This window comes from Burkholderia sp. HMSC10F09 (assembly GCF_001806955.1).
Lineage (GTDB): Bacteria > Pseudomonadota > Gammaproteobacteria > Burkholderiales > Burkholderiaceae > Burkholderia > Burkholderia multivorans.
In genome coordinates, this window is the sequence record NZ_KV786903.1 from 19,256 (window position 1) to 19,654 (window position 399).

Below are 399 nucleotides of genomic sequence, written 5' to 3' on the forward strand. Positions count from 1 at the left end.
CGCATCGCCGAATACCTTCGGCTCGATGATCTTGACTTCCGGCAGCGCCGTCGCAGTTACTTGGATGGACATGCGACTTGATCCGTGAGAATGTTCTTGAGGTATTGACCGTAGCCGTTCTTCGCAAGCGGCTGCGCGAGCTTCATGAGTTGCTCTTCGTCGATCCACTGCTTGCGGTATGCGATTTCTTCCGGGCAAGCGACGACGAGACCTTGCCGCTTCTGCAGCGTCGCAATGAACGTCGCCGCTTCGATCAACGAATCGTGCGTGCCGGTGTCGAGCCATGCGTAGCCGCGGCCCATGATTTCGACGTTCAGCATGCCGTCCTGCAAATATCGCGAATTGACGTCGGTGATTTCCAGTTCGCCGCGCGCGGACGGCTTGATGTCGGCCGCGATG

At 58.4% G+C, this 399-nt stretch carries 1 protein-coding gene and 1 pseudogene; both read right to left on the reverse strand.

All coding sequences use genetic code 11. The annotated features are described in order from the left end of the window. Positions 1-72: pseudogene (locus HMPREF3115_RS32830) on the reverse strand (dTDP-4-dehydrorhamnose 3,5-epimerase); the annotation flags it as partial. After that, a partial coding sequence (locus HMPREF3115_RS25550; RefSeq protein ID WP_256276429.1) for a sugar phosphate nucleotidyltransferase occupies positions 57-399 on the reverse strand: 343 nt, incomplete at its 5' end. The pseudogene HMPREF3115_RS32830 and the gene HMPREF3115_RS25550, both read right to left, overlap by 16 nt.